At 64.9% G+C, this 24,915-nt stretch carries 10 protein-coding genes; 6 read left to right on the forward strand and 4 right to left on the reverse strand.

Annotated features, from left to right (window positions below; genetic code table 11):
- Window positions 1-17: 17 nt before the first annotated feature.
- From B4400_RS21880 to B4400_RS21895, 4 genes are read right to left on the reverse strand one after another with little or no spacing between them, the layout of a single operon-like run.
- The gene (locus B4400_RS21880; RefSeq protein ID WP_078312675.1) at window positions 18-1,787 is read right to left on the reverse strand and encodes an AMP-binding protein; all 1,770 of its coding nucleotides are present in this window, start codon (window positions 1,785-1,787) and stop codon (window positions 18-20) included.
- 15 nt (window positions 1,788-1,802) lie between these two features.
- Window positions 1,803-2,969, reverse strand: a complete 1,167-nt coding sequence (gene pe, locus B4400_RS21885; protein ID WP_078312676.1) for an acyltransferase PE — start codon at window positions 2,967-2,969, stop codon at window positions 1,803-1,805.
- Window positions 2,970-3,020: 51 nt separating this feature from the next.
- Complete coding sequence (locus B4400_RS21890; protein ID WP_078312677.1) at window positions 3,021-6,041, reverse strand: MMPL/RND family transporter; 3,021 nt, start codon at window positions 6,039-6,041, stop codon at window positions 3,021-3,023.
- A 33-nt stretch (window positions 6,042-6,074) separates the two neighbouring features.
- Complete coding sequence (locus B4400_RS21895) at window positions 6,075-7,496, reverse strand: condensation domain-containing protein (protein ID WP_078312678.1); 1,422 nt, start codon at window positions 7,494-7,496, stop codon at window positions 6,075-6,077.
- Between the two features lie 297 nt (window positions 7,497-7,793).
- Between B4400_RS21895 and B4400_RS21900 the strand changes: the two genes are divergently transcribed.
- The 6 genes from B4400_RS21900 to B4400_RS21925 all read left to right on the forward strand — a co-directional run bounded on the left by B4400_RS21900 (window position 7,794) and on the right by B4400_RS21925 (window position 24,860).
- Window positions 7,794-18,914 (forward strand): type I polyketide synthase, encoded by an 11,121-nt coding sequence (locus B4400_RS21900; protein WP_078312679.1) that lies wholly within the window; start codon window positions 7,794-7,796, stop codon window positions 18,912-18,914.
- Window positions 18,915-19,014: 100 nt separating this feature from the next.
- Window positions 19,015-20,301 (forward strand): MFS transporter, encoded by a 1,287-nt coding sequence (locus tag B4400_RS21905; protein ID WP_139359940.1) that lies wholly within the window; start codon window positions 19,015-19,017, stop codon window positions 20,299-20,301.
- 10 nt (window positions 20,302-20,311) lie between these two features.
- Window positions 20,312-21,688, forward strand: a complete 1,377-nt coding sequence (locus tag B4400_RS21910; RefSeq protein ID WP_078312681.1) for a DUF2252 domain-containing protein — start codon at window positions 20,312-20,314, stop codon at window positions 21,686-21,688.
- A gap of 62 nt (window positions 21,689-21,750) precedes the next feature.
- The gene (locus tag B4400_RS21915) at window positions 21,751-22,728 is read left to right on the forward strand and encodes a GlxA family transcriptional regulator (RefSeq protein WP_078312682.1); all 978 of its coding nucleotides are present in this window, start codon (window positions 21,751-21,753) and stop codon (window positions 22,726-22,728) included.
- The gene (locus B4400_RS21920; protein ID WP_078312683.1) at window positions 22,725-23,504 is read left to right on the forward strand and encodes a DJ-1/PfpI family protein; all 780 of its coding nucleotides are present in this window, start codon (window positions 22,725-22,727) and stop codon (window positions 23,502-23,504) included. The genes B4400_RS21915 and B4400_RS21920 overlap by 4 nt, the downstream gene beginning before the upstream one ends.
- Window positions 23,505-23,582: 78 nt before the next feature.
- The gene (locus B4400_RS21925; protein WP_078312710.1) at window positions 23,583-24,860 is read left to right on the forward strand and encodes a citrate synthase; all 1,278 of its coding nucleotides are present in this window, start codon (window positions 23,583-23,585) and stop codon (window positions 24,858-24,860) included.
- Window positions 24,861-24,915: the final 55 nt, after the last annotated feature.

Genomic DNA, 24,915 nt, shown 5'->3' on the forward strand with positions numbered 1-24,915 from the left:
CACCACCGAACGCGGGGTCAGGCAACCCCGACGCGAGTGTCCGCGTCCAACCGGGTGAACTGGTCCTGCAGATACTGCTCGACGCAGGCCGCACGCCGGATCTTGCCGCTTGTCGTGGTGGGAAGCGATCCGGGCGGCACGAGAACGAGATCTCCGACATTCACGCCGTGCTCATTGGATATCGCCGAGGTGATCTCGTTCTTGATCTCCTCGAGCCAGCGCGCCGCCTCTTCATCAGAATCGCCGCGCTTCTTGAGCTCGATGACGGTCACCAGCTTCTCGGTGCTGTCGAACGGAACCGATATCGCCGCGACCCGGCCGCGCGTGATCTCTTGAACCGTGGCCTCGATGTCCTCGGGATAGTAATTGCGTCCGCGGATGATCAGCAGGTCCTTGATGCGTCCGACGATGAACAGCTCGTCTTCGGAGATGAATCCCAGGTCACCGGTTCTCAACCAGGGCCCGTCCGGGGTGCCGGGCGACGGGTCGAGCACCGTTGCCCCGAAGCACCGCTGCTCCTCGGGCGACTTACGCCAGTAGCCGGAGGCCACATTTTCGCCGTGTACCCAGATCTCGCCGACCACGTCCGGTGCGCACTCCCGGTGTGTGTCGCTGTCGATGATCCGCACGGTGGGGGACTGCGGCACGTGGTACTTGACCAGTGCCGTCCCTGTCCCCGCCGGGCAACGCTGAACGCGGCCCGCGGACAGTTCTTCGACGTCGAAATGAGTCGCCGGCGTTGCCTCGCTCCATGTTCCGGAGGCCACGAAGACCGTTGCCTCCGCCAGCCCATAGGAAGGACGCATCATGTGATCCTGGAAATTGAAATGCGCGAACCGATCCACGAAGCGGCGCAAGGTGGCCTGTTCGACGCGTTCGGCGCCGCTGATGATGCCGAGCACCCCGCCCAGGTCGAGCCCGTCCAGGTCGCTGTCGGTGGTCTTGCGGGCCGCCATATCAAAGGCGAAGTTGGGTGCCGATGACCACGCGTGCGGACTCTTGGCCAGCGTGCGCACCCACCTTGACGGGCTTTCCAGGAATGCCATCGGACTGCTCAATTCGGCGCGATAGCCGCCCAGGATGGGGGCGCAGACTCCCAGCACCAAACCCATATCGTGATAGAAGGGCAACCACGACACGATGGTGGCGGACGACGGGATCCTGGAGCCAGTGTCCACGAAGAAGCTGCGCATCAGCTGATCGAAATTGGCCTGCAGATTGCGATGCGACAGCATGACGCCGGTGGGCGTTCGGGTCGAACCCGAGCTGTACTGCAGGTATGCGATGTTGGGCACGTCGGCCGGTGCGATGCTCGGCCCGCCGTCGATATCGAGGCGCAACCCGTCGATTTCGATGATCTTGGGGGCAATCGCGAGGCGCGACTGATCGACGTAGTCGCCGACGTCCCCGGCGACCGCCGATGTTGTGAGGACAACCGAAGGTGACGTGTCGTCGAAGACGGCACTCACCCGATCAAGACTTGAGCCGCGGTGCGGCAGGGGGAGCGGCACCGCGATCAGCCCGGCCTGCATGGAGCCGAGGAAGGCCAGGATGTACTCGAGGCTCTGCGGAGCCAGGATCAAGGCCCTATCGCCGACCGCCGCGTGCTGACTCAGCTCGCGGGCCACATTGAAGGTGCGGCGTGACAACTCCGACCACGTGAGGCTCTCGGCGATACCGGCCGGGTTGTGGGTGTAGTCGGTGAAGGTGAACGCGATGTCATCCGGACGCAGGCTGGCACGTCCGTGCAGCATCGAGAGGATGGATGACTGGGTTGAAGGTGTCATGTGTTTCGTCCGTACTTAATTGGGAGGGTTCGAGCGGGTGCCGTTACCCAGCACGGCCAGGGCGCCGCTGGTGATCTGTGAAATCGGGTCGGAGCCGCCGCCGAACGTCGCCTGATTGGCCGGCGCGGTGACTTTTGCGGGGTCGAAGCCGCGCACCGGATCCACAGTGATCGGTGCCGTTGCAGGATCGTCGTTTCGTGAATAACCGGCATCCACCCGGGGTTGCAGGATCGCGTCGAGCCTGTTCAGTGTTTCCTCGGGTACCCCGAGATACTTGAAGCCCAGCACCAGGGGAAGGTGCTGCTCGGGGATGAAGTAGGTCGTCGTCGACCCTCCCCGGGAGTTGAACTCCGTCCTGATGTTCTGCGCCGGAACCATTTTCGGGTTGGTGAAGGCAATGGCGGTGTGACCGGTGGCCAGACCCGCGATGGCGTTGGCGACCGCGAACAGGTTGTCCGGCCGGTCCGGCCAGTCCGCGATGCTGTCGTAGGCGGAGATGAACTGATCGGTGTGGTACTGACTTTCCACTGGCGCCGGTACCGGATAGTCCATGAACGGCACGACGGAGCCGACGGGGAAGTTCTGCGTCAGGAAGCTCTCACTGAAGGGGCTTTTCGCGATCGGGTCGCCGAACGTCGCAAAGGTGAGTGAATCCGGCGCCGGTGCGGTCGGATCGGTTGCCAACGCCGATTTGACGGCGTTGAGCACGAGCGCTCCCTCGGACAACCCCATCGCCGTTCCGGGACCGCCGGTGCGAATGGCGTTTTCGAGGTTGGGTTCTCCGATGTCGATCGACTCGCCGATGCTGGGGCCATCCAGACCCAAGCCGGGCATGATCTTTTCCCCCACCGGACCGATTCCGGGGAACAGCCGTTCCAGGGTATGGCCCTGCACCTGTCCCGCCGGGTACCAGATGTTTGCCCGCTTCATGCCCGGGAACCAGTCCTTGCCCGTCATCCGGATGTACTCGTCATAGGGGATACCGAGAACATGCGCGCCACCGAGGGCGTATGCGGTCCGGTCCGGCGACACCGGAGCGGCCATCGGTACCCCGCTAGCCGAAATCCCGGGAATGGGTGGACCTGGAACTTGTGGGTCATCGGCCACCGCGGACGGGATGCCGAAACAGCCTGTCATGCTGGCGACTACCAGCAGGGCCGCTCCTGCGAGGAGGTCTTTCATCCGTGCTCCTGACCGCTCGGCTTCATTTCAGTCTCACATACATTTCGCGTGCTAGCCCGCCTGCGTCGCCGGTGCGGAGGGGGGCGGTGATGTCACCGACGGTCTGTGACGCTTGCTGGCCTGGGACGGCCACCAGTTGGCCCAGCCCACCAATGCCGCGATGGCGGGCACCGTGATGGTCCGAACGACGAAGGTATCCAGCAGGATTCCCACGCCGATGACGAAGCCGCCCTGGACCACGATTCCAATGCTAGAGAAGAGCAGGCCGCCCACCGACGCAGCGAAGATCAGTCCGGCCGCCGTGATGACGCCACCTGTGGAATTCAGGGCACGGATGATGCCGTAGCGCACGCTGTTCGTGGACTCGTCGCGCATTCGCGAGACGAACAGCATGTTGTAGTCCGCGCCCACCGCGACCAGCACCACGAAAGCCAAGGGCGGCACGGTCCAGTGCAGCTGCTCGCCGAGCAGGAACTGGAATGTCAACACGCCGATTCCGATGGCCGCGAAGTACGACAGCACCACCGAACCGACGAGATACAGCGGTGCGACGATCGCCCGCAGCAATACCATCAATGTCAGCAGGACGACGATCAGGGTCGCCGCGATGATGAACTGGATGTCGTGCTGGTAGTAGTCGCGCGTGTCGCGCAGCGCGGTCGGGAACCCGCCCATCGATATCGTGGCGTCGGCCAGCGTGGTGTTGGGCTGCGCGCCCTTGGCGACATCGCTGATCTGGTTGACCTGGTCCATCGCCTCGGGACTGAACGGGTTGAGTTTCGTCTGAACCAAGTACCGCACCGAATGCCCGTCCGGTGAGATGAACGCTTTGGCGGCCCTCTGGAAATCTGGATTACTCAGCACCTCGGCGGGGATGTTGAAGCCCGCCTGTGATGGATCCGCGGCGTTGGTCTTCATCGTCAGCAGGAATGACGACGCCTGGTTGAGGCCGTTGACGATCACCTTGATCTGCCCGACGAGTTGATCCACCCCGCCAGCCACCTGCTGGCTGCCACCGGCCAGTCGGTCAGCGCCCTGCCGTAACTGGTTGAGTCCGGCCTGCGGGCCGCCGGGCTTATCCAGGCCCATGGCCTGCAGCCCGTTCATGACGCTCAGAAGCGACGTGTTCAGCTTGGTCACCGTCGCGGAGAGGGTTGCCTTGTTGCCCTGAGAGTTTCCGAGCTGATGAGCGAGCTGATTGATTTCATCGAGGCGTCCGCTGTTGCGCTCGCCGACCAGCCGCTCGAGCTGGCCGCGGGTGGTGGCGCAGGAGGCATCGGCATCGCAGACCGGGTTGGCCTGTAGCGCGTTCAAGACCGGGTTGATCCAGGCGAACATGTCCTTCGCGGCGGAGAAGTTCCACCCCATGTCGTTGGCGAGCGCATTGATGGCGTCGACGAGCTTGGCGGCGTTGTCCACGTTCCGCACCAGCTCGTCGCCGCCGGATTTGGTCTTCAGCGAGGCCGACGCGTCGAGCAGACTCTGCAGACCGGGGACGATCTTGTTGAGCTGGGTACGCAGGTCACCGAGGCTGCCGGCCAGGGTGTTGGCCCCGGAGGTGAGTCGATTCAGGTCGCTGCTGCGCTGGCTGATCTGGTTGGAGCCGTCGGCCAGACGGGTTCCGACGAGCCCCGCCTGATAAGTGGCCCTGAACTCCGGCGGCACCTCGCCCAGTGGGCGGGTGACACCGCTGACCAGGCCAACCTCCGGTAGCTGGGCGATGCGAGAGGCCATCTGTTCCAAGTCGGCGAGGGCCTGCGGGGTGCGCAGGTCACGCGGTGACTGGATGAGGATGTACTCGGGAATGGATTGGCTGAGAGGGAAGTGGCGCTCCAGCGCGGCGTACCCGACAGAACTCGGGGCTGACGGCGACACGGCCTTGCGGTCGTCATAGTTGTAGCGCGCGAGCAGGGCGCAGCTTCCGAGCAGCGCCAACACCAGCACGCTGGCAACCAGGTGGGGAATCGGGCGGCGCACGATGCGAATACCGGACCGCCGCCAGAACTGCGCGGTCAGCTCGCGCCGGGGCCTGACCCAGCCGCGAGGCCCGGCGAGCACCAGGATGGCGGGCAGCAGGGTCATTCCGGACAGGTACGCCACGCCGATCCCGATCGCCGACGACACACCGACCGTCTGGAAGACGCCCATCTTGGCGAAGCTCAGGAGCAGGAAGGTGATGCCCACCGTCGTGGCGGATGCGGTGATCACCTTCCCGATCGACATCATCGCGGCCCGGACCGCCTGCTCGTAGGTCTTACCCGACCGCAGATAGTCGTGATAGCGGCTGATCAGGAAAACCGCGTAGTCCGTGCCGGCTCCGGCCAGGATCGCGCTCAGGAACACGATGGACTGGTTCGAGACGCCCGCGCCGGTCAGATGCGAGTAGGCCGCCACCACGGACTGCGCGATCACCAGCGACGACCCGATGGTCACCAGCGGAAGCATCATGGTCAGCGCGCTGCGATAGACCAGGAGTAGCACCGCGAGCACCAGGATGGCGATCGCGAGCTCGATCGGCAGCCGATCCTGCTGGCCCGCGACGGTCAGATCGGCGACCGTGGCCGCGGGGCCGGTGATGTGCACAGTGGTCGGACTGCCGTCGATGCTGTGCTGGATGAGGCCGGTCACCCGGTTGTAGGAGTCGAAGGCTCTGGGTGTGCCCAACTCGCCCGCGAGGCCAATCGGCAGAACCCAGGTCTTGTTGTCCTGACTCGTCAGGAACTTTCGCAGTTCGGGTGTACCGATGAAGTCCTGTACCGACACGACGTTCGTCAGGTCGTGGCGTACCGCGTCGACCACTTTGCGGTAGGCCGCCGCGTCGTCGGCCCCCAGTCCGTTCTCGTTGATGAACACGACCAGGAGCAGATCGTCGTTGCTCGATTCGTGGAACGCCTCGGTCATCTTCTTGGCGGCAACACTCGACGGTGCGTCGGCGGGCAGGATGGCGAGCGGATGCTTCTCCGCCATCTCGGTCAGTGAGGGGAAGGTCAATGGCAGAGCGATGGCCAGCGCGACCCAGGCGCCGATCACCGCCCATGGCCATCGGACCACGAAATCGGCTAGCCGCCGCATATCTTCCTCACCCTCACGTTGATGTTGCTCAAGCTACGCGACGCGTCCCCAGTGCCCGCTGTCCGCGACCCGCACACACACCGACTTCATCGCCTCCATGTAGCGCAGCGAAGACTTCTCGGCGATGGGGTTGTCGGGGTGCATGATCGCCATCGCCGTGCCCTCCCCGTAGCGAAATATGTAAATGGTCAGCTGATAGGAGAAGCGGCCGTCCGGATAGATTCCGATGTTGTCGGCGAGGCCAAGCTCGCCCGCCGCGAGAATGGCGTTGAGCGGAGCCGCGCCGCCGTGGAAGAAGTTCGATACCGGAAAATTCGGTTCCGGCCACTTCAGCCACGGTGCCAATTCCAGTACCCGGTAATACGGCACCCGGGACATGTCCAGACTCGAATCGAAGGCGGTCTGCGCGGCGTATGCGGCATCGTTGAATGAGGTTGCCGCGATCGGAACGGTGATCGGGATTAGGCCGGTGAACCAGCCTTGCGTCATGAAGTTGTCGCTAGCTGTGCGGGAATCCCTCGGAGTCAGGCCGTAATACGTGAGCGCTCCGGTGAATTCGTGCTCCACCAGACCGAGGCAGGCGAACAAGCCGCCGACAAATCGGGAGCCGGCGGTCGAACAGGCGGATTCGAAGCGGTCTGTCTGCTCCGGGTTCATCAGCGACAGAGATGTCATGGTGCTGTTGGTCGCTTCGGACGGGTTACCCAGGGGAAGCGGGAACTCGGGGAAGGTTCCATTGTTGTTCTCGGCAAAGTCAATCCACGCGCGCACCCCCGGAGAGTCCAGGGTCAATGCGGAGGTGAAATCGCGCTCGCGAGTGCAGAAGTCGTCGAAGCTGCCGGGGTCCGGAAGCATGAGTGGCTGGCCGCCTCCGCTCAACGCGGAGTACATCCCGTTGGCTTCCATCATTGTGGTGCCAATCAACGTCGCGTCGCCATGCACATGATCCATGGCGGCGAAGAACGTAAAGTGGTTCTCGCCCTGGATGATTCCAAAGGTGAAGCATCCCCATTCCAGTGGACTCGGTATGTCGATGACGTGGCTGCGTATTTCATCGACCGACATATGCCCTTGCGTTACAGGCGCGAACTCGATGTCGCCTGGATCGCTGATGGAGTGCCTGATGAACTCCCCGTCGTCGGTGCGCTCGAACCAGCTGCGGAAGGTGTCATGCCTACGCAGGTATGCGTTGAGGGCATGGTCCATCGCGGAGATATCGCATTGGCCCGCAACATCGCAGCTGGCGATAATTTGGCGGGAGAAGTTTAGGCCAGCTGCGTTCCGTTCGTAGTAGTTTCGCAGATGTTGCGTCTGCATGTAGCTGACTGGCACCAAACTCACAGGTGCTTGCCGGGCTTTCTTAGCCGCGGCGGGGGTGGGGTGCCACGAGGTGACGGAGCCGGGGCTCAACGTCCATTCATCAAGTGCGCCAACCGTTATCGTGCCTATGCGCAACGCGCCGTCCTCTCATTCGGCCGGCCCCGCTCCGGCATCTCTCATCGCTGGCCAACATACCCTCGGTTTGACCGCGCAACCGCCGGTCGACCAAGACCCGGAAACCCCATGCGCCACATGGCATACCGGGAATAACTAGAACTCCTTGTCCTAGTTACCGTGAAGTTTGGGAACAACAGTGCGCACGATACTTGTTCGGCTAGAGTCGCGTTCGCACCCGCCGATGTCCCGAGTCACATTCTCGCCCGACGACGTCGAGGGCTACTCTCCCCACCCGCCGACGCAAGGAGGCCAAGCATGGAATCCGCTGACCATCCGATCAAGCCCGCCCCACGTTTTGCAATCATCGGATATGCAGCGCGTTTTCCCGGTGCCGCGAATGCGGACGAGTTCTGGGACGTGCTGCGTGAGGGCCGTGACGCGATATCGGAGGTGCCCGCTGACCGGTGGGATGCCGATGAATTCTTTGACCCTGAGCCCGGAGCTCCCGGCAAGGTCGTCACCCGCCGTGCGGGTTTCGTCGATGACGTGACGGGGTTTGATGCACCGTTCTTCGGTATGTCGACACGCGAGGTCAGGCTGATGGACCCGCAGCACCGACTGTTGCTGGAGATGGCGTGGCGGGCAGTGGAGCATTCCGGAATCGCCCCAACGGATTTGGCCGAGACCAATGCCGGCGTGTTCGTCGGTTTGGCCACGCATGACTACCTGGGAATGGCATCCGATGAGCTGACCTTCCCTGAGATCGAGGCCTACATGGCCATCGGTACCTCGAACGCCGCGGCAGCGGGCCGTATCAGCTACCGACTGGGACTGCAAGGCCCCTCGGTTGCCGTCGACACAGCGTGCAGCTCGTCATTGGTAGCAATTCATCAAGCGTGCCAAGCACTTCAGCTCGGAGAGTGCGACCTCGCGCTGGCCGGCGGCGCGAATGTCCTGCTGACTCCCGCGACAATGATCACGTTCTCGCACGCGCATATGCTCGCGCCCGACGGCAAGTGCAAGACCTTCGACGCGGCCGCGGACGGCTACGTGCGTGGTGAGGGATCGGGTGTCATCGTCATCAAGCGTCTTGAGGACGCGCTCCGCGACGGTGATCGGATCCGGGCTGTGATCCGGGGCAGTGCGATTAACCAAGACGGCGCATCGGGCGGGTTGACGGTACCCAATGGCGTTGCTCAGCAGCGTGTTATCGCCGATGCGCTCAAGCGTGCGGGTGTCGCACCGAGTGACGTCGGGTATCTGGAGGCGCACGGCACGGGAACATCGCTGGGCGATCCGATCGAGGCGCAGGCCGCGGGAGCGGCCTATGGCATCGGCCGTGAAGCCAACGATCCGTTGTTGATCGGATCGGCGAAGACCAACATCGGTCATCTGGAGGCAGCCGCGGGTATCGCGGGTGTCATCAAGGTCATCCTCTCGCTCGAGAACGAGTTGTTGCCGCAGCACCGCAACTTTCAGAATCCGTCGCCGCACATTCCCTGGGACCGGCTCCCGGTGGAGGTGGTCAAGGAACCCACTGCCTGGGAGCGCAACGAGCGGCCGCGCCTTGCGGGAGTCAGTTCGTTCGGATTCGCCGGGACCAATGCTCACGTCATTCTCGAAGAAGCACCCGAGCAGGCCGAGATCGACACGGCCCAGGAGCCCGGGGCGAACGTCGACGGCGCTGCGGGTTCGCGGTTCAGCATTCTGCCGCTCTCAGCACGCACACCCGCCGCGTTGGTGCAGATCGCCGATCAATACCGCAGCTGGCTGAACGCACACCCGGAAGCCACGTTGGCCGATGTGTGCCTCACCGCCGGAGTGGGGCGAGCGCACCTCGAGCACCGGGCCGCACTGGTGGTCAATTCGCGAGAAGGTGCCGTGGAGCTGCTCGGCGCTGTCGCCGACGATCGCCCGGCTCCGGGTCTTGGTCGCGGCGAGTCCTATGACGCGCCGAAGACGGCATGGCTCTTTACCGGTCAGGGCAGCCAGTACCCGGGCATGGCCCGGGAGTTGTTCGACACCGAACCGGTGTTCGCCGAGACGGTGAAGCGCTGTGCGGCAGTGGTCGCCGATGTTCTCGAAAAGCCTTTGCTAGATGTCATTTTCGACGTGGACGGTCCGGAAGCCGGAGAGACGCTGCGGCAGACCTCTTATGCCCAGCCTGCCTTGTTCGCGGTGGAGATGGGCCTGGCCCGGCTCTGGCAGTCGTGGGGCTTCGAGCCGGACGTGGTACTGGGACACAGTGTTGGCCAGTACTCGGCGGCGTGCGTCGCCGGTGTGTTCAGCCTTGAGGACGGCGCGCGGCTGATGGCCGAGCGCGGACGCCTGTTCGGCAGTCTGCCCGCGGGTGGCCGGATGGCGGCGGTGTTCGCCGCTGCCGAGCGGGTGGAGAGCCTGACCGACGAGTTCCCGAGCCTGTCGGTTGCGGCCTACAACGGCGCTAACACCGTATTGTCAGGTCCCGCACAGGATCTGGAAAAGGCAGTGGCGGGTCTGGTTGCCGAGGGAGTGCGATGCGATTTCCTGGAGACTAGTCACGCGTTCCATTCGGCCTTGCTGGACCCGATCCTCGACGAATTCGAATCGTATGCGGGCCAGTTCAATTACAAGACCCCACAACGGCTTCTGATCGACAACAGGACCGGGGCCGCGCTCGGTAGGAGTACAAAACTCGATGGCGCGTACTGGCGTCGTCACGCGCGCCAACCGGTGGAGTTCGCCAAGAGCGTGCGCACCCTCGCCGACCTGAACTGCAAGGTGTTGTTCGAGATCGGTCCCCAACCAGTGCTTACCGCCGCGGCCTTGCGGGCGTGGCCCGACCCCGCCACCGCACCGCGGGCGATCGCGTCGCTGCGCCGAAACACCGCAGACCACCGACAGATCACTGAAGCCGCCGCCGACGCGTACGTCCTAGGGCATGTGCCCAACTTCGGCGCGCTCCGGCACGGGCACGCGCGAAAGCTCGATCTACCCACCTATCCGTTTGAACATCGCCAGTACTGGTTCAGTGATAAGCGAGACGCCGCTGGACGAGACGCCGCGAATCAGCAACAGCGTTCCGGTGGCCCGCGCACCGAGGCTGTTCGGCTACTCGAAGACGGAAAGATCGAGGAACTCGCGAATCTGCTTGGCGGTGCCGGGGGCGACCAACAGACCCTCGCTGTGCTGACAAAACTTGCGGCACAACACAACCAGCAGCGCACCACCCAAACCATCGCGGACGATCGCTACCAGTTCCGCTGGGAGAAGTCGCCCACGCCACTGTCCGGTGCGGAATCCGGTGCGGGTATCACCTGGATTCTTGTCGGCGAGGTATCTGGCGCGGCCGCGCCGCTGGTCGATGCGCTGACCGCGCGTGGGCACCAGCATCGAATCCTCGGGTTGCCTGCGTCCGACGCCGACGAGCAACAGCTCGCAGATGCATTGCGCGCTGCGGCAGCTGACGCCTCGTCGCAGGAACAGGCGTTACGCATCGTGCACGTCGCGGCGCTCGACGCGGGTTCACCTTCGGCGCGGTCGCTGCTGCGGATGCAGCACCAGGTGCTGGCCGGAACGCGCCGACTCTTCCGCGCCGCGGTCGCTGCTGAATTGCGGGCGCCCCTCTGGTTACTCACCCGAGGTGCACAGCGAATCACCGACACCGACACCGTGGCGCCGGAGCAAGGCGCGCTGTGGGGATTCGGGCGCGCGGCCGCGCTGGAGCTTCCGCAGGTGTGGGGCGGACTTGCCGATCTGGCTGATGCCAGTGCCGACGAATGGTCACAGTTCATCGCCCGGGCCTCCGCATCTACCGACGCGGCCGTCCGGGAAGATCAGATCGCGCTGCGCGGTCACGCCGTCTACGTTCCCCGGCTGGTTCGGCGCGAGGGACTGCCCAGCGGCACACCACTGGAAGTGCGGGACAACGCAACGTATTTGGTAACCGGTGGACTTGGTTCGATCGGACTCGAGATCGCCGGATACTTGGCCGCGCGCGGTGCCAAGAATCTGGTGCTGACCAGTCGGCGCGAGCCCAGCGAGTCCGCGCAGCAGCGCATCGACGCATTGGGTGCCGAACACGGCTGCGGAGTCCGGGTTGTCACCGCCGATGTCGCGGACGCGCACGACGTTGCGCGCCTGCTAGCGGGTGTGCGGGCCGAGTTGCCGCCGTTGGCGGGCATCGTCCACGCTGCGGGGGAGATCGGTACCACCCCGCTCAGCGGTCTCGACGATGCCGAAGTGGATCGCGTATTTGCTGGAAAGGTCTGGGGTGCTTGGCATCTGAGCGAAGCCGCGGCCGACCTGAAGCTCGACTTCTTCATCAGTACCTCCTCCATCGCCTCGATCTGGGGTGGCTTCGGCCAGACCGCGTACAGCGCGGCCAATGCCTTCCTGGACGGGCTGGCCTGGCGTCTGCGTGAGCAAGGCATTGCCGGAACCAGCGTCAACTTCGGCCCGTGGACGGCGGGCATGGCGGACGCGGAATCCCGTGCACGACTGGAGCAACGAGGGATCAAGACGTTGTCACCGGCCGATGCACTGGCCGGCCTGGCCGATATCGTGGCGGCGTCCTCGCCGCAGGGCGTTATCGCCCGCATCGACTGGGCCCGTTTCCTGCCGCTCTACCAGCAGGCGGGCAGGCGGGCATTCCTGGCGGAGCTGGAGAGCGAGGTGCCCGCGCACCTTGCCGCATCGCCGGCGGTCACACCGTCGGGCAAGACGCAGTTGGTCGAACGGCTCGCGAGCGCCCCCATCCAGCAGCGCAAGAAGCTGTTGACCGACTACCTGCGCGACGCGGTGGCAGAGGTCACGCGTGTGGACGTATCCGAGATCCGCGAGGATGCCGGGTTCTTTGACCTGGGCATGGATTCGTTGATGGCCGTCGAACTGCGGCGTCGCATGGAACAGGGAGTCGGCAAGGAGATACCCGTCACCCTGGTGATGGATCATCCCCGTATTTCCGATGTGGCCGACTACCTGCTCGGCGAGGTACTCGGGCTCAACGAGCAGGTTAAGTCCGCGCCTCGGCAGGCGGCGACGACACGTACCGACGAACCGATTGCGATCGTCGCGGTGTCGTGCCGATTCCCCGGCGCGCCCGATCCGGAGGCCTTCTGGGACTTGCTGTCCGGCGGTGTCGATGCGATCCGGGAGGTCCCGGAGGACCGTTACGACATCGACGAGTTCTATGACCCGGATCCGGAGGTCGCGGGCAAGACCTACACCCGCTTCGGCGGATTCCTCGACGGAATCGATGGGTTCGATCCCGAGTTCTTCGGCATCTCGCCGCGCGAGGCGGTCTGGATCGAGCCGCAGCAGCGGCTGATGCTCGAAACGGTGTGGGAGGGCCTGGAGCGGGCCGGATATTCGCCGGCCGCGTTGCGCGGCAGCCGAACCGGCATCTTCGCGGGAGTGGGCGCCAACGAGTATGCGCACCTGCTGTCGTCGGAGTCGCTCGACAAGATCGAGCCCTACTTCATCACCGGCAATGCGCTCAACGCCATCTCCGGGCGGGTTGCCTTCGCGCTGGGATTTGAAGGACCTGCGGTGGCTGTCGATACCGCATGCAGCTCGGCTCTGGTGGCCGTTCATCAGGCGGTCCAGGCCTTGCACTCCGGTGACTGTGACTTGGCAGTGGCCGGTGGTGTGAACGTTCTACTGAGCCCGGTGACGGTGATCGCCGCCTCACGCGCCAGGATGCTGTCACCAGTTGGCCGATGCAAGACGTTCGACGCATCTGCCGATGGCTACGTGCGCAGCGAAGGCTGCGGAATCCTCGTACTCAAGAGGCTCAGCGACGCCCAGCGCGACGAGGATCGGATTCTCGCCGTCATTCCCGGCAGCGCGGTTAACCAGGATGGCGCATCCAGTGGTCTGACTGTGCCCAATGGCGGTGCGCAGCAACGGCTTATCGGTGCTGTGCTGGACCGGGCGGGTCTGGCAGGCGGGGACGTCGACTACCTCGAGGCGCACGGTACGGGCACTCCGCTGGGTGATCCGATCGAGGTGCAGGCCGCAGCGGCCGCGTACGGCGGCTCACGTGACGCGGACCGCCCGTTGCTGATGGGATCGGTGAAATCCAACATTGGTCACACCGAATCGGCATCCGGCGCAGCGGGTCTCATCAAGGTGGTGCTGTCACTTCAAAACGGGGTGCTGCCACAGAGCCTGCACTTCGACAAGCCCTCCCCGCATATTCCGTGGGACTCGTTGGCGGTACGGGTGGTGGACAAGGCCATTCCGTGGGAGGCCAACGGCAGGCCTCGGCGTGCCGGTGTGAGTTCGTTCGGATTCACCGGAACCAACGCGCACGTGCTCATCGAGGAGGCCCCGCAACGGCCGGCGGACGGGGAGGAGGGCGCTACCGACACCCCAGAAGCCGCGCCGGAACCGCAGGGTGACCAGGTGAGCGTACTCGCGCTGTCGGCGAGGTCGCCGGAGGCGCTGGTCGCGGTGGCGCAGCGTTACGAGACATGGCTGGCCGCTCATCCGGATGTCGACATCGAGGATGTGTGCCTGACGGCCGGCAGAGGCCGGTCGCACTTCGAGCATCGCGCCGCGCTGGTCGTGGATTCGGTCTCGGCCGCGCGCGAGGGGCTGGCCGAGCTGGTTCAGAATCGCCTGCGCCCCGGTGTGGTCCGTGGCGAGCACACGAATCATCCGACGACGGCATGGCTGTTCACCGGGCAGGGGAGCCAGTATCCCGGTATGGCGCGTGAGTTGTTTGATGCCGAGCCGGTTTTCGCTGAAACCGTGACGCGTTGCGCGGAAGCGGTTAAGGACATCGTGACGAGTCCGTTGCTCGAGGTGATGTTCGCCACCGATCGCGAAACTGGTGGGGAAGCCGGGAAAGTTCTGCGGCACACGTCCTTTGCGCAGCCGGCGATCTTCGCCATCGAGATGGGGCTGGCGCGTCTCTGGCAGTCATGGGGTATTGAGCCCGATGTGGTGCTGGGGCACAGTGTCGGCCAGTACGCTGCCGCATGCGTGGCCGGAGTGTTCAGCCTCGAGGACGGTGCGCGGCTGATCGCCGAGCGCGGCCGGTTGTTCGGCAGTCTGCCCGCGGGCGGGCGCATGGTGGCGGTGTTCAGCGACGCCAAGCATGTCGAGCAGATCGCGGGTGAGTTCCCGCGGGTATCGATCGGTGCCTACAACGGACCGAACACCGTGCTCTCGGGTCCGGGCGAGGATGTGGAACAGGCGGTCGCGCGCTTCGAGGGAGAGGGCATCCGCTGCACCTGGCTGGAGACCAGCCACGCCTTCCATTCGGAGTTGTTGGACCCTGTCCTCGACGAATTCGAGTCGTACGCAGCGCAAGTGCAGTTCGCCACCCCGACGTTGCCCTTGGTGTGCAACCGCACGGGTGCCGTACTGACGGCGCAGACCCCCATCGACGCCCAGTACTGGCGTCGACATTCGCGCCAGCCGGTGCAGTTCGCCGAAAGCGTTCGCACCGTCGCCGCACTGGGGTGCTCGGTGCTGATGGAGATCGGCCCGCAGCCCGTGCTGACCGGTGCCGCGGTGCAGGTCTGGCCGGAGCATTTGTCCGCGCCCCGGGCAATCGTCTCGCTACGCAAGGGGGTTGGTGACCGGCGCCAGATCGCCGAGGCACTTGCCGCGGCGTACGTGGGCGGACATCGTCCCAATTTCGCCGCGCTGCAACGTCACCCCCGGAACACTCTCGAGTTGCCGACCTACCCCTTCCAGCGTCGCCGCTTCTGGCCGAAGTCGTCCGGTGCCGCCATCGAAGGCGGGGGCGGCCTGACCGCGGGCATCCTGGGCAGGGGCGAAGATCTCGCCTCCGGCGATTCGGTGTACATCAGCCGGTTGTCGGTCAGGTCGCAGCCGTGGCTGTCCGACCATGTCATCTACGGCACCGTCGTTGTCCCCGGCGCGACGTACGCCGCGATGGCGCTGGCCGCCGTTGGCACTCCGGCACGGGCTAAGGATGTGTTCTTCTACGAGCCGATCATCCTGCCGGAGAAGAGCTCCCGTGAGGTGCAGCTGACTCTGCATCCGCTGGAGGATGGCAGCGGGTCGAAATTCCAGGTGCACAGCCGTCCCTACGGTGAACGCGACGTTGACTGGTCGTTGAACGCCGAGGGCACCGTCGTCACCGGTGTCGGCGACGACGCTGACGTGCCGGCGTCTGAGCCGGCGGAGCCCATTGATGCGGCCATCGAGCGGATGGAACGCATGCGTCCGATGGAGCTCTTCGAGATTTTTGCCGACCTGGAACTGGCCTGGGGCCCAACCTGGTCCGGTTCTCTGAAGTCGCTCTGGCTCGGTGAGGGCGAGGCGATCGGCGATGTCCTTGTCGGCGAGGAACTCGCCGAGCAACTGGGCACCGAGCCGATGCATCCGGTCTTGATGGACCTGTGCACCGGTGTTGCCTTCCCGGCGTTCCCTGCGCTGCTTGCCGCGGAGCAGGGTATCAACGACCTGTTCCTGCCCTTGCGGTACGGACAGGTGACGTTGAAGGAGAAGATGCCTCGGCGTTTCTACTGCCGCGCGCGCTGGCACCAGAGCCCATTGGACAGCGAGACGCAGGTCTTCGATCTGGATTACCTGGATCGCGATGGCCGTCACCTGGGTGGGATTCGCGAGTTCACCGTCAAGCGCGCACCGCGCGAGGCGCTGCTGCGCGGGCTCGGTGGCGATGCCACCCGCTTGCTGTACACCCTTGGCTGGCACGAGGTTCCGGTTCCGCCCGTGGAGGACGCGGCGGGCGAGACCAGCGGCACGTGGCTGATCGCCGGATTCGACGAGCTTGCCGCCAAGGTGCCGGGCTGCATCCCGTGTGACCGCACGACGGATCCGGAGTTGCTCGGGCAGGTGCTGGAACAGGCCAAGGAGCGCGGTGTGCCGTTCTCCGGTGTCGTCTGGCGTGCGGCAGGGCCGAGCGCGGAGGAAGGCGCCGGTTTCTCGGACGCTGAGGTCGCGCGTCTCGAAACGGAAATCGCCAACCTGCTCAGTGCCGTGCACACAGTGCAGAACGGTTCCCAAAACGGTGTGAAGCTTCCGCATGGTCTGTGGATCGTCACCGAGCGGGCCGTGGCCACCGAGTCCGGCGAGCCGGTCGATCCGGTGCAGGCCTCGCTGTGGGGATTCGGGCGCACCACTATCAACGAGGAACCGGCGCTACGTGCCAAGCTCGTCGATTGCGACGGGTCGCCCGAGGCCGTGCAGGCGCTGGCGAATCTGTTGACCACGCCGGTTGAGGAGCCGGAAATCGCTGTGCGGCAGGGCAAGCTGCTGGCATCCCGGTTACTGCCGTGGTCACGCAGTGGGAATCTCACGGTGCCGCGCGGGAGTGACTACGCTCTGTTGCCCACCGAACGTGGGGCCATCGACAACCTGAGGATCATCGAAAAGGACGTGCCGGCGCCGGACGAGGGCTACGTGCAGGTGCGGGTGGAGGCCGCAGGTCTTAACTTCCGTGACGTGCTCAACGTGCTGGGTCTGTACCCGGGTGATCCCGGCCCGATCGGCGGTGACTTCGCCGGTGTTGTTACACAATTGGGTGAGGGTGTCACCGAAGTCGAGGTGGGCCAGCGGGTGTACGGCTCCATGCAGGGTGCCTTCGCCAGCCGGTTCAATGCTCCGGCCCAGTTCCTGGCACCGATTCCCGACGGGGTCAGCGCGGTTGAGGCCGCCACGATCCCCGCCGCGGCGCTCACTGTCCGGCTGGCATTCGATTGGGCGCAGCTCAAGCCCGGCGATCGGGTGCTCATCCACGCGGCCAGTGGCGGCGTCGGATTGGCCGCCATCCAGATGGCGCAACAGCAGGGTGCTGAGGTCTATGCGACGGCGAGCACCTTCAAGCGGGCAACGGTGCGCAAGCTCGGTGTCAAGCATGTCTACGACTCGCGTACAACGGATTTCGCTGATCAGATTCTGGCGGATACCAACGGCGCCGGCGTCGATGTGGTGCTCAACAGCCTGACCAGTGAAGGTTTCGTCGAGGCGACCGTGCGGGCCACCGCCAAGAACGGCCGTTTCGCCGAGATTGCCAAGCGCGATATCTGGACTACGGAGCAGATGGCCGAGGTCCGACCCGATATCGCCTACGAGATCGTCGCGTTGGACACGGTGATGTTCCAAGAGCCCGAGCGCATTCGCGCCTTGCTGACCGAGGTGTCCGATGGGCTGGCCAAGGGGGAGTGGACGCCACTGCCTGCCGAGATCTACCCGTTGACGGAGGCCAGGACGGCGTTCCGGCGCATGCAGCAGGCCCGGCATATCGGCAAGATCGTGTGCCAGATGCCGAATCCGCTGGCACCGCGGCCGGATCGGACCTACCTGATCACCGGTGGTCTCGGTGCGATCGGTCTGCACACCGCGGGCTATCTGGCTCAGCTTGGTGCCGGTGACATCGTGTTGACCAGCCGCCGCACGCCCGATACCGACGCGCAGCGGTTGATCGAGGAGATTACGGAGCGTTCCAAGACCCGCATCCACGTCTTCACCGCTGACGTCGGTGAGGAGTCCGAGGTTGCCAAGCTCCTGGAGCGGATCCGTGCGGAGCTGCCGCCACTGGCGGGCATCGCGCATCTGGCGGGCGTGCTCGATGATGCGCTGCTCGGTCAGCAGAGCGTGGATCGGTTCCGGACGACCTTGGCGCCCAAGGCCTTCGGTGCGGGGTATCTGGATAAGTTGACGCAGGACGACGAGCTGGACTTCTTCATCGTGTCCTCCTCGGTGTCCAGCCTGTTCGGTTCACCCGGTCAGTCCAACTACGCAACGGCCAACGCATTGCTTGACGGCCTGATCGCGCAGCGCAGGGCACAGGGTCTGCCGGCCACCGGTGTCAACTTCGGGCCCTGGGGGCAGGGTGGTATGGCCTCCTCGGAGGCGGCGACCGCGAACATCAGTGCGCAGGGACTGATTCCGCTGGATCCGTCGGCGGCGCTCGCGGCACTCGCGGAGGTCATCGCCAACGGCACCGGACAAGCCACCGTCATCAAGGCCAACTGGCAGCGAGCCGCCAAGGTACTGGGCAGTTCGCGTCCGCCGATCCTGGACCTCGTCTTGCCGAGTGCCATCGGAGAGGTGACAGGCGACAGCGAGTTGCTCAAGCAGCTGATGGAGATCCCGGTGCCGCAACGGGCCGGATTCGTGACCGAATTCCTGCAGCGCGAGGTACAGAACTTCCTGCGACTGGCCCAACCGCCGGCCGCGACGAGTCGGTTTCTTGACCTCGGCACGGATTCACTGATGGCGATCGAGCTTCGCAACCGGCTGCATAGCCAGTTCGGCGGCAAGTTCACCATCAACGCGACCGCGGTGTTCGACTACCCGACCATCGGTGGTCTCGCCGAGTATCTCGTGGCCCAGCTGCCGGACGCGGAATCCGAGTCGGCGGAGGCGCAACCTGCTGCCGAGTCGGCGGAGGCCGACTCCGAAGCGGCGACACCTACGCCACCTGACGCAGTATCCGAGCCGAAGGAGTGATCCGGCGGCCTCCCGGGTACGTTAGCTAGCCTGGACACCGCGGTGTCAGTTAGCCGATAACGAGGGGAGCGGGTGCGGTCTGAGACGATTGTTTGCGGACATCACCCCTCTTCGGAACGCTGACTTCCGGCGTCTGTGGCTGGCCGGTGTTGTCACCGTCATCGGTGCCGGACTGACGCTGTTCGCGGTCCCGGTGCAGATCTATGCGCTTACCCACAGCTCGGCGTACGTCGGGCTGACGGGCGTTTTCGGTCTGGTGCCGTTGGTGGTGTTCGGTCTGTGGGGCGGTGCGCTGGCCGACCGGATGGACCGACGGACCCTGCTGATCATCACCGCGACCGGGTTGGGCGTCTCCTCGGTACTGCTGTGGCTGCAGGCCGCACTATCGGTCAACAACGTGTGGGTGGTGCTGTGCCTGCTCTCGGTGCAGCAGGCCTTCTTCGCGGTGAATTCACCGACGCGCGCCGCGGCGATTCCCCGGATGCTTCCGCTGGATCAGTTGCCCGCCGCCAACGCGCTGAACATGACCGTCCAACAGTTCGGGTTTATCGCCGGACCGCTGCTGGCCGGGGTGCTGCTGAAGTGGGTGGATCTATCCACCTTGTATCTGATTGATGCGATCGCGTGCGTGGCGCCCATCTGGGCGACGATTCGGTTGCACAAGATGCCGCCGAGTGGCGTGTCAAAGGACCTGCGAGCCAATACCTCCGGGCTTCGTGACGTACTCGAGGGTTTCCGCTATCTGGCGGGACACAAGATCGTGCTGATGTCTTTCGTGGTGGACCTCATCGCCATGATCTTCGGGATGCCGCGGATCCTGTTCCCGCAGATTGCCCACGAGGGATTCGGTGATCCCGCCGACGGCGGCACCGTGATCGCGTTGCTGTCGGCGGCGATATCGGTGGGTGCGGTGATCGGCGGGGTGTTCTCCGGCTGGTTCCAGCGGATCGATCGTCAGGGTTTCGCGGTGGTGGTCAGCATCGTGGTGTGGGGCTTGGCGATGGTGGGTTTTGGGCTCACCGCGCATGCTCCGCTGCTCTGGTTGGCCCTGCTGTTCCTGGTGATCGGCGGCATCGCGGACATGGTGTCGGCGGCCTTCCGGTCGACGATTCTGCAATCGGTGGCGACCGACGATGTACGGGGCCGGCTGCAAGGTGTGTTCACGGTGGTGGTCGCCGGGGGACCACGGGTCGCCGACGTTACGCACGGCGCCGCCGCTGCCGTGGTGGGTACGACGGCAGCAGCTACCGGTGGGGGTGCCCTCGTGGTGGTCGGGGTGATCATCGCTGCGCTACTGGTTCCGATGTTCGTTCGGTTCCGGACATCGGATGAGATCACCGAGGACGATACGAGCCAGGCCAACCCGGACCAGGTACAGCCCCAGTAGGTTTCACCCTATGGATGCTCTGACGGCCGAGGCTCTTCGGCGGCTTCCGCGGGATAAGCAGCTTGCTCTCGGTCGCGGGCTGCGTGATGGGATGCCACGGCGACGGCTCGGGGAACTCTCCGCCGAGCCGGGACGAGATCCGATAGCGGTACTCGCCGCACAGAACAAGGCCAGGATTCCGTCCTTGGTTCCGGTGCGCAGAGAGCGAATGTCGGAGTCGCCGTTCGCGTTCTACCGGGGTGCGGCTGCGGTGATGGCCTCTGATCTTGCACCCACGGCGTCAACCGGGGTACTGATTCAGACCTGCGGTGATGCGCACCTCTCCAATTTCGGGCTGTTCGCCTCGCGCGACCGGGCACTGTTGTTCGACGTCAACGACTTCGACGAAACCGCGGTCGGTCCCTGGGAGTGGGATGTCAAGCGCCTGGTCACGAGCGTGGCGATCCTCGGTGACGAATTCGGGATGCCGGACGATGCCGTGCGCCAGACGGTTATCAAGACCGTCGCCGCGTACCGCACCCGGATGAACGAATTGGCGCAGATGTCCGCCCTGGAGCGGTTCTATCTCAAGACGACCGCGCTGGAGGTGCTGGACTTGGTCTCCCGGCTCTCCAAGAGCGCGTCCAAGTTGGCGACCGACACGGTCGCCAAGGCGTCCCGCAACACGTCGCACCGTGCACTCAGGAAGCTGACCGCGACCACTGTCGATGGTCGCTACCGGATCGTCGAGCAACAGGACATCGCGGTCCGTGTGCCGGAGGTGGGCTTATCCGAGGCGGCGGCCATGGTCGACGAGTACTTCGGTTCGGTGCCCGAGGACGTCGTGGCGCTGTTGGCGTGTCATCAGTTCGAGGATGCCGTGGTGCGGGTGGTCGGTGTGGGCAGCGTGGGCACCCGCTGTTATCTCGCGCTGCTCACCGATGCGGATGGGTCGCCGTTGTTCCTGCAGATGAAGGAGGCCTCGGCCTCGGTGATCGAGGCGTACTTCCCGCAGGAGCTGCGGCTGGATCACGGGCGCCGGGTGGTGGCCGGGCAGCGCATCATGCAGGCCAGCGGCGATCCCTTTCTCGGGTATGTGTCCTCGGCGCGGCGTGGCAGCTTCTACGTCCGGCAGTTCCGCGACATGAAAGGTTCCGTGGAGATCACGAGCCTCACCGATCCCGATGATCTGGCGCTGTACGGCTCGCTGTGCGCGATGACGCTCGCGCGTTCCCACGCTCAATCGGGTGTGCCGGGAGTGATCGCGGGCTACCTCGGTACGGGAAGTGATCCCAACGCCGCGGACTCCGCGTTCGCGGATTTCGCCGAGGCCTACACGCAGCTCAACCGTGCGGACCACCAGCGGCTGCTCGCGGCCTCGGCGGAGCAGTGGCTGCCGAACTCCTGATGTCCTAATTTGTGGGATACCCGACCTGGACGCCATTACCCAGGTGGCGAACACTGAGAAACGTGACGCGTTCGGTCGTGATCCTGGGATTCCCGGGGGTGCAGGCCCTCGACCTGGTGGGGCCATACGAGGTGTTCGCGACCGCGTCGCAGTACTTGACCGGCACACCCGGCTACGACGTGTCGCTGGTATCGAGCGATGGTGTCCCGGTGTCCACGGGGTCGGGGATGGAGCTGGTTACCCATCAGCTGCCAAATCCCGACGAAGGATGTGACACGTTGCTCCTGCCCGGCGGCATCGGTGTGCCCGCGGTCCAGGGGGATGCCGCCCTCATGGAATGGATACGTACCTCAGCACGCTCTGCCCGACGAGTGGTGAGTGTTTGCAACGGTGCGTTTCTGGCCGCCTCGGCCGGCTTGCTCGACGGCTGCCGTGCCACCACGCACTGGGCGATTGCCGAAAAGCTTGCGGCTGAATTCCCGAGCATCACAGTGGATCCCGACCCGATTTTCATACGCAGTTCGGACAAGACGTGGACGGCTGCCGGCGTGACCGCGGGTATAGATCTGGCGCTGGCCCTCGTTGAGGACGATCACGGCGCAGAGGTGGCGCAGACCGTCGCGCGCTGGCTTGTTCTCTACCTGCGCCGCCCGGGCGGGCAGTCTCAATTCGCGGCTCCGGTCTGGATGCCGCGGGCCAAGCGAATGCCGATCCGGGACGTGCAGGAGGCCATCGAGGCGCAGCCCGGAGGATCGCACCGGGTGCCCGAGCTGGCCCGCCTGGCGGCGATGAGCCCGCGGCATTTCACGCGTGTGTTCACCGCGGAGGTTGGTGAGGCACCGTCGGCCTATGTGGAGCGCATCCGCTCCGAGGCCGCTCGCCGCCAGCTCGAAGAGACCGACGACACCATGGTGGTGATCGCGAACCGCTGCGGGTTTGGATCCGCGGAATCCTTGCGCCGCAACTTCGTTCGCCGCATGGGTGTATCGCCCGATCAGTACCGCAAGACCTTCCACCGCACAGAAAGGATTTCCCTATGACTTCCCGTACGACGCAGATCGCGATCGTGCTGTACCCGGATTTCACGGCACTGGATTTCATTGGCCCGTATGAGGTCCTGCGCTTCATGCCCGACACCGAGGTCCGGTTTGTGTGGCATCAGCCCGGGCCCGTCACCGCTGATTCCGGCGTGCTGGTCATCGGTGCCACGCACTCGTTCGACGAGACCCCCGCACCGGATGTCGTGCTGGTGCCCGGAGGGCCGGGAACGACGATAGCCGCGCGCGACGAACAGCTCCTGGAATGGTTGCGCCGGGTGCACCCGACGGCCACCTGGACCACGTCGGTATGCAGTGGTTCGGTGGTGCTGGCGGCGGCTGGTCTGCTCGAGGGCCACCGGGCCACCTCGCATTGGTCGACCCTGCCGCTGCTGAAACCGTTCGGGGTGACTCCGGTCGGCGACGAGCGCATCGTGCGGACCGGTCACGAGGGTGTGGTGACCGCGGCGGGGGTATCGGCGGGTATCGATCTGGGGCTGTGGCTCGCGGGCCAGATCGCGGGGGAGGAACGGGCCAAGGCGATCCAGCTGAGCATCGAGTACGACCCGCAGCCGCCCTTTGACTCCGGGCATATGTCCAAGGCCAGCGCCGCCACCAAGGCCACCGCGACCGCAGGGTTGGCCAAGGACACGTTCCGGCCGACGATCATCGCCGCGGGCGCGATGTTGTTGTGGGATGGCGCACTCGCGACGGTGCGCAGGAGAGGGGACCGACGCGGGTCGCTCCGCGGCCGCGTCGACCCCCGACCTCGACCCTGACCAGGCGCCCTGAAGGCGGAGCGACTACCTTCTCTATGAACGTTCTCACGGAGCCGCTCAACCTCAGAAGGGATGCCTGTGGCCGACAACAATGATTTCGCTACTCTCCAGTACCCCGGAGGCGAAACCAAGCTGGATATCGTCCGCGCGACCGAAGGCTCTGATGGCTTCGCGCTGGGCAAATTGCTGGCTGATACCGGCTACACCACCTTCGATGCGGGCTTCGTCAACACCGCATCGACGAAGAGCGCCATCACGTACATCGACGGCGACGTGGGCATCCTGCGCTACCGCGGTTACCCGATTGAGCAGCTGGCCGAAAAGTCCACCTTCATCGAGGTGAGCTACCTGCTCATCTACGGCGAGCTGCCCACCCCGCAGCAGCTGGAGGACTTCACCACCAAGATCCAGCGCCACACGCTGCTGCACGAGGATCTCAAGCGGTTCTTCGACGGCTTCCCGCGCAACGCGCACCCGATGCCGGTGCTGTCGAGCGCCGTGAACGCGCTCAGTGCTTACTACCAGGACTCGCTGGATCCGCATGATGACGCACAGGTCGAGCTGTCGACGATTCGCTTGCTGGCGAAGCTGCCGACCATCGCCGCCTACGCGTACAAGAAGTCGGCGGGACAGCCGTTCCTGTACCCGGACAACTCGCTGACCCTCGTCGAGAATTTCCTGCGGATGACCTTCGGCTTCCCCGCGGAGCCCTATGAGGTGGACCCGGAGATCGTGCGGGCCCTCGACATGCTCCTGATCCTGCACGCCGATCACGAACAGAACTGCTCGACCTCGACGGTGCGCTTGGTCGGCTCCTCGGACGCCAACCTGTTCACCTCCGTATCCGGTGGCATCAACGCGCTCTGGGGGCCGCTGCACGGCGGCGCGAACCAGGCGGTGTTGGAGATGTTGGAGCGCATCCGCGCCGAGGGCGGCGATACCCACGACTTCGTCCGCCGGGTCAAGAACCGCGAAGACGGCGTCAAGCTCATGGGCTTTGGGCACCGCGTCTACAAGAACTATGACCCGCGTGCACGCATCTGCAAGGAGCAGGCCGACAAGATCCTCGGCAAGCTCGGCGGCGACGACCAGCTGCTCGAGATCGCCAAGGCCCTTGAGGAAGCCGCGCTCACCGACGACTACTTCATCGAGCGCAAGCTGTACCCGAATGTCGACTTCTACACCGGTCTGATCTACCGGGCCATCGGCTTCCCGACCCGGATGTTCACGGTGCTGTTCGCCCTCGGGCGACTCCCGGGCTGGATCGCGCACTGGCGCGAGCTCCATTCGGAGCCGGGCAAGATCGGCCGTCCGCGCCAGATCTACACCGGCTACGGAGAGCGTCAGTACCCGTAGCGTTCGCTCGTGAGATGACAAAGCTCACACAAATCTGTTTGCATCGCTAACAGTT

The sequence above is a fragment of the Mycobacterium sp. D16Q13 genome (assembly GCF_002013375.1).
Lineage (GTDB): Bacteria > Actinomycetota > Actinomycetes > Mycobacteriales > Mycobacteriaceae > Mycobacterium.